At 72.8% G+C, this 8151-nt stretch carries 7 protein-coding genes; 1 reads left to right on the top strand and 6 read right to left on the bottom strand.

The annotated features are described in order from the left end of the window. Positions 1 to 129: 129 nt before the first annotated feature. The 6 genes from ACFCZF_RS16175 to ACFCZF_RS16150 form a co-directional block, all read right to left on the bottom strand. Entirely contained in the window at positions 130 to 816 is a 687-nt protein-coding gene (locus ACFCZF_RS16175; RefSeq protein ID WP_376672188.1) for an N-acetylmannosamine-6-phosphate 2-epimerase, read from the bottom strand. Beyond that, entirely contained in the window at positions 813 to 1760 is a 948-nt protein-coding gene (locus tag ACFCZF_RS16170) for an ROK family protein (RefSeq protein ID WP_376672187.1), read from the bottom strand. Before ACFCZF_RS16170 ends, ACFCZF_RS16175 begins: the two co-directional genes overlap by 4 nt. After that, entirely contained in the window at positions 1757 to 2716 is a 960-nt protein-coding gene (locus tag ACFCZF_RS16165) for a dihydrodipicolinate synthase family protein (RefSeq protein ID WP_376672186.1), read from the bottom strand. The genes ACFCZF_RS16170 and ACFCZF_RS16165 overlap by 4 nt, the downstream gene beginning before the upstream one ends. 98 nt (positions 2717 to 2814) lie before the next feature. Further along, positions 2815 to 4296, bottom strand: a complete 1482-nt coding sequence (locus ACFCZF_RS16160) for an exo-alpha-sialidase (RefSeq protein ID WP_376672185.1) — start codon at positions 4294 to 4296, stop codon at positions 2815 to 2817. Positions 4297 to 4322: 26 nt separating this feature from the next. Next, positions 4323 to 5345, bottom strand: a complete 1023-nt coding sequence (locus ACFCZF_RS16155; protein WP_376672184.1) for an acetylxylan esterase — start codon at positions 5343 to 5345, stop codon at positions 4323 to 4325. A 240-nt stretch (positions 5346 to 5585) separates the two neighbouring features. Then, complete coding sequence (locus ACFCZF_RS16150) at positions 5586 to 6338, bottom strand: FadR/GntR family transcriptional regulator (RefSeq protein WP_375921889.1); 753 nt, start codon at positions 6336 to 6338, stop codon at positions 5586 to 5588. Between the two features lie 186 nt (positions 6339 to 6524). On the opposite strand from ACFCZF_RS16150, the gene ACFCZF_RS16145 reads away from it, so the two are divergent. Next, a complete protein-coding gene (locus ACFCZF_RS16145; RefSeq protein WP_376672183.1) occupies positions 6525 to 8078 on the top strand; it encodes an ABC transporter substrate-binding protein in 1554 nt (517 codons plus the stop codon). Positions 8079 to 8151: the final 73 nt, after the last annotated feature.

Genomic DNA, 8151 nt, shown 5'->3' with positions numbered 1-8151 from the left:
GTCGGACAAAACCTTCCTCGGTTGGGGCCCCCCCCTTCTCCCTCCCTCTTTCTCCCTGCCAAGAGGAGGGGGGGGGGGCGGGGGGGGTTGGTGGCCCCTCCCCCCCCCCCCCCCTTCCCCCGTGCCGGGTCAGAGCGCGAGACCTTCCACGAAGAGCTTGGTCAGGGCGGTCGGCGCCGTGATGGCGGTGCCCACGACGACGCTCGACGCGCCCGCGGCCAGCGCCTCGGCGGCCTGGGCCGGTGTCGCGATCCGGCCCTCGGCGACCACCGGAACCCGGACGGCGGCGGCGAGTTCGGCGACGAGCCGCAGGTCGGGCGCGGTCTGCCGCGGGGAGCCCGGGACGTAGCCGGACAGCGTTGTGGACACGAGGTCGGCGCCCTGCGCGGCGGCCTCCCTGCCTTCCTCCAGGGTCGAGACGTCGGCCATGACCTGGGCACCGGCCGCGTGGACCGCCGCGACGAGGTCGGCGAAGGTGCTGCCGTCGGGGCGTGGCCGGACGGTGGCGTCGGCCGCGACCACGGCAGCGCCCGCCTCCACGAGGGCGAGGGCGTGACGCACGCTCGGCGTGATGTAGACGCCTGTGTCGCCGTCCTTCCACAGTCCGATCACCGGCAGTTCCACGGCGGCGACGGTGGCCGCGACGACCTCGGGTTCGTTGACGCGGACGGCCGCGGCGCCGCCGGCCCGCGCGGCCCGGGCCATGCGGACCAGTGTGTCGGTGTGGCGCATCGGGTCGCCGGGAGGTGCCTGGCAGGAAACGATCAGACGGCCTTCCAGGGCGTCGGCCAGGGCCAGGGACGGGGGCGGGGTCATGACGGTACTCCGGTGGTGTGGGGCTGGTGCAGGGGCAGGGTGCGAGGCAGCACGGCCGCCCCGAGGACCGCGGCGTCGGCGCCTGAGCGCGGCGGCTGTGGGCGCAACGCACGCAGTGGGGGCATGAGTTCGGCGGCGAAGGCCGTGCACAGGGCGTCCCAGTACAGGGGGCCGATCCGGGGCACGCCGCCGGCGACGACGACGCGGTGCGGGCCGAGCGCGTTGGCGAGGCCGCCGAGGGCACGGCCGGTCGCCCGGGCGCCGAGCGTGATGGCCGACGTGGCGTGCGGGTCGCCGTGGGCGGCGCGTTCGGCGACGGTCTGCAGGCGGTCGGCCGGCTCCCCGCCGAGCCGCGCGCAGTGGGCGGTGATGGCGGGTCCGGCCGCGATCGCCTCCAGGTGGCCGATGGCCCCGCAGGTGCAGGGCAGCCCGTCCGCCTCGGGGCTCGGCAGATGTCCGAGGTGTCCGGCGATTCCGGCGGCGCCGTGCAGCACGCGTCCCGAGGCGGCGACGGCACCGCCGACGCCGGTGCCGACGGCGGCGTAGATCAGGGTGCCGTCGTCGCCCAGGTCGGCCAGTTCCGTCGCGGCGGCGGCGCGTACGTCGTTGTCGCAGGCCACCGGGAGCCCCGTGCGGGTGGCGAGGCCGGCGGCCAGGGCGGTGCCGGCCCAGCCGCGGATCGTGTCGGTGGCGCTGGTGACGGTCCCGGCGGCGGGGTCGATCACCCCGGCCGCGGCGACGCCGATCGCCACGGTGCCGTGGGTCCGCACCGCGCGGGCGGCCACGGCCAGGGCGTCCAGCACCGCCTCGGCGCCCTCCGTCGCCGGGGTGGGCAGGGTGTGCCGGGCCCGGACGGTGCCGTCGGCCCCGACCAGGGCGGCGGCGATCTTCGTGCCGCCCAGGTCGAGGCCGATCACCGGCGCGTCGAGGTGCGGTCCGGTCATCGGACCGGCAGCAACCCGGCGCCGCGCAGGTGCCGCTCGACGTGGGCGACCGGGGCGTCGCCCAGCTGGATCTGCGGGGCGGCGGTGGTGCCGTGCGCGATGACTCCGAGCAGCCGCAGTGCGTGCTTGAAGGCGCCGATGGCGGAGGAGTTGCGGCCCATCTCGTCCTCCGGGCCCGCGTCGACCAGGCCGAACAGCTCGACGAGCCGCTCCTGTTCCTTGGCGGCGCCGTCCGGGTCGCCGCCGCGTACGGCGTCGTAGAGGCGCACGTAGCCGGCGGGGTCCACGTTGCCGAGGCCGGGGACGACGCCGTCGGCGCCGGCCAGCAGGGCGGCGTCCACGGTCAGTTCGGAGCCGGTGAGGATGCTGAAGGAGGGGGCGGGGCCGTCGGCGCGGCCGTGGCGTCCGCCGAGTTCGACGAGGAGCCTGCGCAGTCCGCCCTCGTCCCCGCTGCTGTCCTTGAGGCCGGCCAGCGTGCCGTCCTCGGCGAGTTCGCGCACCAGGGCGGTAGAGAGCTTGCTGTGCACGGAGACGGGGAGGTCGTAGGCGTACAGGGGCAGGTCGACGGCGGAGCGGACCGTGCGGAAGTGCCGGGCGATCTCGCGCGGGTGGGTGCGGGCGTAGAAGGGGGCGGTGGCGACCAGGGCGTCGGCGCCGGCCTTCCGGGCGGCCTCGGCGTGGACGAGCATGCGCGGGGTGGTCATGTCGATGACTCCGGCGAGCACGGGCACGCGTCCGGCGGCGGCCTCGACGACCGTCTCCAGGGCCGCCGCCCGCTGCCGGTCGGTGAGGAAGGCGACCTCGCTGCTGGAGCCCAGGGCGAACAGCCCGTGCACTCCCCCGCTGACGAGGTGCTCGACGAGCCGGGCGAGCGAGGCGGTGTCGACCTCGCCCGACGCATCCAGAGGAGTGCAGACGGGCGGCACGACGCCGCTCAGGGGCTGGGACGAGGACATGGTGTCTCCTGGGCTGTGCGAGTGGTGGTACGGGGGTGGAACGGGCCGCCCGCCGCCGCGGGGCGGGGGTGCGGGCGGGCGGGCGACTCGTGGCCGGGCTACGGCGCGGTGACGTTGAGCGTCGTGTCGCCGTAGGAGTGCTGGGAGCCTCGGACCTGGTAGGTCGCGGTGCTCGCCACGCCGCCCGCGGTGGCGTTCGCGGGCACGGTGACGGGGATCTGGACGTTGGCGCCCTGGCCGGGCTTGAGCGCGGGCATGGTGACGCTCGGGGCGCTCCAGCCCTGCGGGAGCTTGAGGGAGACCGTGCCGGCGGGCAGGCCCACGTCGTTCTGGCTGACGACGCGGACGGTCACGTCGGTGGTCTTCCCGGCGGGCAGGGCGGTGGGCGGGGTGACGGTGACGGGCGCGCAGACTCCGCCGAGCCACTTGAGGTCGAAGGAGGAGTAGGTGATGTGCCGGTAGTCGGCGCGCTCCCACAACAGGCCCACGCGGGAGTTGGCGCCGGTGCCGTCGTCGAGCGGGGTGAGCGTGGAGTAGGCGGCGGAGCCGGCCTCGACGGTCTTGCGGACCGGCCAGTTCCGCCCGTTGTCGCAGGAGAGGCGGACGGTGAGGTTGCTGCGGCTGTTGGTGGTCGCGGTGTTGCTGAACAGCAGCCAGGAGGACCGCGGGTGGGAGGCGGCGACGTCCGGCGCGAAGCGGGCGACGGAGCCGTTGTTGGCGGGGTCGGGCAGTTCCCTGTCCTGCTGGAAGGGGGTGTAGGTGACGCCGCCGTCGGTGGAGTGGGCGACCGTGCGGTACGGCTTGGAGCGGTTGTTGAGCATGACGCGGCCGTCGGACAGCTCGACGGTCTTGTTCTCGTCGCCGCCGGGTCCGACCGGGGTGCCCATCTTCCAGGTGGCGCCGTGGTCGTCGCTGTAGGCGCTGACCGCGTGGTTGGCGCCGTTGTCGCGGATGGCGTACTGCTGGATGAGCCGGCCCTTGTAGGTGCCGTGCCGCAGCTGGATGCCCTCTCCGGAGGCGGCGAACATGCCGGCCCAGGCCGGGTTCTTGATCTCGGCGGTGATCCGCTCGTGCTTCCAGGTCAGGCCGTCGTCGTCGGAGTAGCTGTAGTCGGCCTGGAGGACGTCGGGGTCGCTCTCGTCGTTGCCGGTCGCCGAGCCGAAGAAGCCCTGGTTCACGGAGGCCGCGTAGAAGACGAAGATCCGTCCGGTCTCCCGGTCGACGAGGAGGCTGGGGTCGCCGAAGCCCTTCGGCGCGGCCTCCTTGCGCACCACCTGCTGGGCCTGCCAGGTGGTGCCGCCGTCGGTGCTGCGCCGCAGGACGACACCGAGGTTGCCGGGCAGGTCGCCGAGGGTGGGGCGGGCGTCGTAGGCGGCGATCAGGGTGCCCTCGGTGGTCCTGGTGAGGGCGGGGATGCGGTAGTAGGGGGAGCCGGTGCCCGCGGTGGCGATGTCCTGCGAGGTGAGGGTGCCGGCGGTGACGGCGGTCGTCGGATCGGGGGCGCCGTGGGCGGCGGGGACGGTGGCCCCCAGGACGACCAGGGAGGCGGTGCCGACGGCCAGGGAGACTCTTCGCTGCATGAACAGGCCTCTTCTCGGGTGAGGGGTCAGGCGAGTTGGGGGTCGTGCAGGACGGAGAGGTCGGTGGGTGCCTCGGGGCGGGGCGCGGAGAGCAACTCCCGTACCCAGGTGAGCTGTTCGCGCCGGTGGTGGCCGCCGCCGCCCTCGTGGCCGTTGAACTCGTCCACGCGCAGGTCCTTGCGGCCGCCGTAGCGGTGGTAGGCGGCGAAGCAGGTCGAGGGCGGGCAGACCTCGTCCATCATGGCGATGGAGAAGAGGGCCGGAGCCGTGGCACGGGCGGCCAGCAGGGCCGCGTCTACGTAGGACAGGGTGGTGAAGACGGTCTCGGTGCGATCGCGGTGCAGGCGCAGGTACTCGGCGATCTCCGTGTAGGGCGGCCGGGCGGCGATGCTCGCCCCGCGCCGGATGTCGCACAGGAACGGGACGTCGGGCATCACACCCGCCAGGCCCGGCACGAGCCCGGCGACGGCGAGCGCGACGCCGCCGCCCTGACTGATGCCGGTGACGACGATCCGGTCCCGATCGACCGCCGGGTGTTCGCGGACCGCCTCCACACAGCGCACGGCGTCGGTGAACAACCGCCGGTAGTAGTGGTCGTGGGGGCTCTCGACGCCGCGAGTCAGGAAGCCGGGCACGGTGCCGTTCAGGGCGGCGGTGTCGGGGGTGTCCCCGCCGGCGGTGGACCAGCCCTGGCCGCGCGTGTCCATGATGAAGTGCGCGTAGCCCGCGTCGGCCCAGAGCACCTGCTCATGCGGCAGGCCGCGCCCGCGTCCGTAGCCGAGGAACTCCACGACGCAGCCGAGCGGGCCCTTCGCCCCGGCGGGCAGGTGGAGCCAGCCCCGGACGGGCTCGCCGGCGAATCCGGACACGGTCGCGTCGTAGGTCGTCACCTGGGTCAGGCCCGACTCCACGGGCGTGAAGACGGGGGCCGTCGCGTGGGCCCCGGCCTCCCGCAGTGTCCGGTCCCAGAAGGCGACGAGGTCGGCGGGCTCGTCGAGGTCGGGCCGCAGTGCGAGGCACTGGGCGAGCGGGAGGTCCGTCAGTGGCATGAAGGGGCCCCGGTGGGTGAGGCGTGCGCGCGGCGCAGCGCGGAGATGGGGAAGGGAAGCGGCCGAGCCGACTCCCGGACATCAAGAGCAGACGTCTGATGTCTGTCGTCCTGGGACACTAGAGATCCGGACGACGACCGTCAAGTGGGTGCCCGCGTCACCCCGGTGGGGCGCCGGCCTCCCCCGCGCGTGACACGGGCGCCCTGCGGCCAGGACGCCCGTGTCGTGCGCGAAAGCCGGTCAGCGGCGGGCGCGGGCCTCCGCGATCCGCTGCCGCACCGGTGCGTAGTGCTCGGCCAGTGCCGCCGCGAACTCGACCGGGTCCCGGTCCTGTACGGCGTTCACGATGCGCTGGTGATTGGCGATGGTGGCCGCCTCGTGCTCGTGCGTGAAGACGTCGAGATGCGGGGCGACGATGACGTAGACGTCCCAGAACGCCGTGGAGAGCTGACCGATGAGGTCGTTGCCGAGCGGAGCCAGGAGCAGGGTGTGGAAGGCGCGGTCGGCCTCGACGAAGCCGTGCCCCTCCCCGGCGCCGGCTCTGCGCATCTCGTCGACGAGGGCCCCGAGGCGGCCGATCTGCTCCTCGTCGAGGGACGAGACGAGCCGGTCGGCCATGCCGCGTTCGAACAGCTCGCGCACCTCGATGAGGTCGGACAGCACCTGGAAGTCGTCGTCGGGACTGAGCAGCCCGCGGAAGGTCAGGCTCTCCACCAGGGCCGACAGGCTCAGCCGCCCGACATAGGTGCCGTGTCCGTGCCGCACCTCGACGATGTCGAGCGCGGTGAGGATCCTGATCGCCTCCCGCACACTGGAGCGGCTCGCGCCGAGCGCCTCGCACAGGGCGGGCTCGGTCGGCAAGGGGTCTCCAGGGCGCAGTTCGTTGCGCAGGATGTAGGCCTTGATTCCGTCCACGACCTCCTGTCGCAACGGTTGTCGTGCCGCTTTGGGCTCCGGCACCGTATGCCGAATCGCCCTTTGCCCCACCGCCACCTCTTGACCCCTCTCACTTGCCCAGCTACGTTCCCACGTTATCAAGCATCAGACATCAGACGTCTGATGCACCGTCGGTGAGGCGCCGACCACATTCGCCTCCTCCACCGCTCGACCATCTCATCTCCCCGCCTGGAGGACTCCTTGTCCGCGCGCAGTGCAACCGGCGTCGATCGCCGCACCTTCATGAGATACACCAGCGCCATCGGTGTGGCGACCGCGATCACCGCCGGCCTGTCGGCCTGCGGCGGCCCGGCCTCCAGCGGCGACGGTACCGGCGACTCGGGCAGCGGCGGCGACACCATCGAGGCCGGGCTCTCGTACCCGCTCTCCACGGGCTTCGACCCGATGATCACCTCGGGCGCCACCCCGTACGCCGCGAACATGCACATCTTCGAGGGCCTGGTGGACCTCGACCCGGCCACGCTCGTGGCGCGGCCGACGCTGGCCACCGAGATGCCCAAGAAGATCAACGCGACCACCTACCGGGCCACCCTGCGCGAGGGAGCGACGTTCCGCGACGGTTCGGCGGTCACCGCGGACGACGTGGTGTTCAGCTTCGAGCGCGTCCTCGACGAGAAGAACGCCTCGCTGATGGCGCAGTTCGTCCCGTTCATCGACAAGGTCACCGCGGTCGACGCGTCGACCGTCGAGTTCAAGCTGAAGCACGCCTTCGCACTCTTCCCGTCCCGCATATCGGTGGTGCGGATCGTGCCGAAGAAGATCGCGGGTGCCGACGCCAAGGCCTTCGACGCCAAGCCCGTCGGCTCGGGCCCGTACCGCTTCGTGTCGGCGGTCCGCGAGGACAAGATCGTCATGGCGGCGTACGACAAGTACAACGGCCCGCACCCGGCCAAGGCCAAGAAGATGATCTGGCGTCTCATGTCCGACCCGTCCGCGCGGGTCAGCGCGCTCAAGTCCGGGCGGGTCCAGGCCATCGAGGACGTGCCCTACATCGACGTCGAGGGCATCGGCGGCAAGGACAAGGTGGAGTCCGTCCAGTCCTTCGGGCTGCTCTTCCTCATGTTCAACTGCGCCGACAAGCGGTTCGAGGACAAGCGGGTGCGGCAGGCCCTGCACTACGCGCTCGACACCGAGAAGATCATCTCCACGGCGCTGCTGGGCAACGCCGAGGCCGCCACCGGATATGTGCCGGCCACGCACCCCGACTACCAGAAGGCCTCCACCGTCTACAAGCACGACGTGGCCAAGGCCAAGAAGCTGCTCGCCGAGGCGGGCGCGGGCAAGCTCTCCTTCACGCTGCTGCTCACCGACAACGGCTGGGTCAAGGACATCGCACCCCTGATCAAGGAGAGCTGGGCGGCGATCGGGGTCGACGCCACGCTCGACATCGCCCAGTCCCCCGCCCAGTACGCCAAGATCGACAAGGGTCGTTTCGACGCCCTGGTCGCACCGGGCGACCCGTCCGTCTTCGGCAACGACGCCGACCTGCTGCTGCGCTGGTTCTACTACGGCTTCTGGCCGGAGAACCGCTACGGGTGGCAGGGCTCCGCGGCCTACAAGCGGACCAGGTCGCTGCTCGACAGGGCCGCGGCGGAGGCCGACGCGACGAAGCGCGAGGAGCTGTGGAGCCAGGTCACCGACCTCGTCGCCGACGAGGCCGCCCTGCTTCCGGTGCTGCACCGCAAGCTGCCCACCGCCTGGCGGGACGGGACACTGACGGGCTTCAAGCCGCTGCCCACCACCGGGCTGTCCTTCATCGACGTCGGCCGGGCCTGACCCACCCGCCCAGGACGTCGGGCCCGACTCCGCACGCCCAGGCCGCCCGTGCCGCCGCCGCGCCACCACGGGC

It is taken from the genome of Streptomyces sp. NPDC056296, from assembly GCF_042268605.1.
Lineage (GTDB): Bacteria > Actinomycetota > Actinomycetes > Streptomycetales > Streptomycetaceae > Streptomyces.
This window is presented reverse-complemented; position numbering and strand designations above follow the sequence as displayed.

Bases quoted from the DNA above. Each gene is read 5' to 3' on its own strand.
- ACFCZF_RS16175 (WP_376672188.1), bottom strand. From the start codon at position 816: ATGACCCCGCCCCCGTCCCTGGCCCTGGCCGACGCCCTGGAAGGCCGT.
- ACFCZF_RS16170 (WP_376672187.1), bottom strand. From the start codon at position 1,760: ATGACCGGACCGCACCTCGACGCGCCGGTGATCGGCCTCGACCTGGGC.
- ACFCZF_RS16165 (WP_376672186.1), bottom strand. From the start codon at position 2,716: ATGTCCTCGTCCCAGCCCCTGAGCGGCGTCGTGCCGCCCGTCTGCACT.
- ACFCZF_RS16160 (WP_376672185.1), bottom strand. From the start codon at position 4,296: ATGCAGCGAAGAGTCTCCCTGGCCGTCGGCACCGCCTCCCTGGTCGTC.
- ACFCZF_RS16155 (WP_376672184.1), bottom strand. From the start codon at position 5,345: ATGCCACTGACGGACCTCCCGCTCGCCCAGTGCCTCGCACTGCGGCCC.
- ACFCZF_RS16145 (WP_376672183.1), top strand. From the start codon at position 6,525: ATGAGATACACCAGCGCCATCGGTGTGGCGACCGCGATCACCGCCGGC.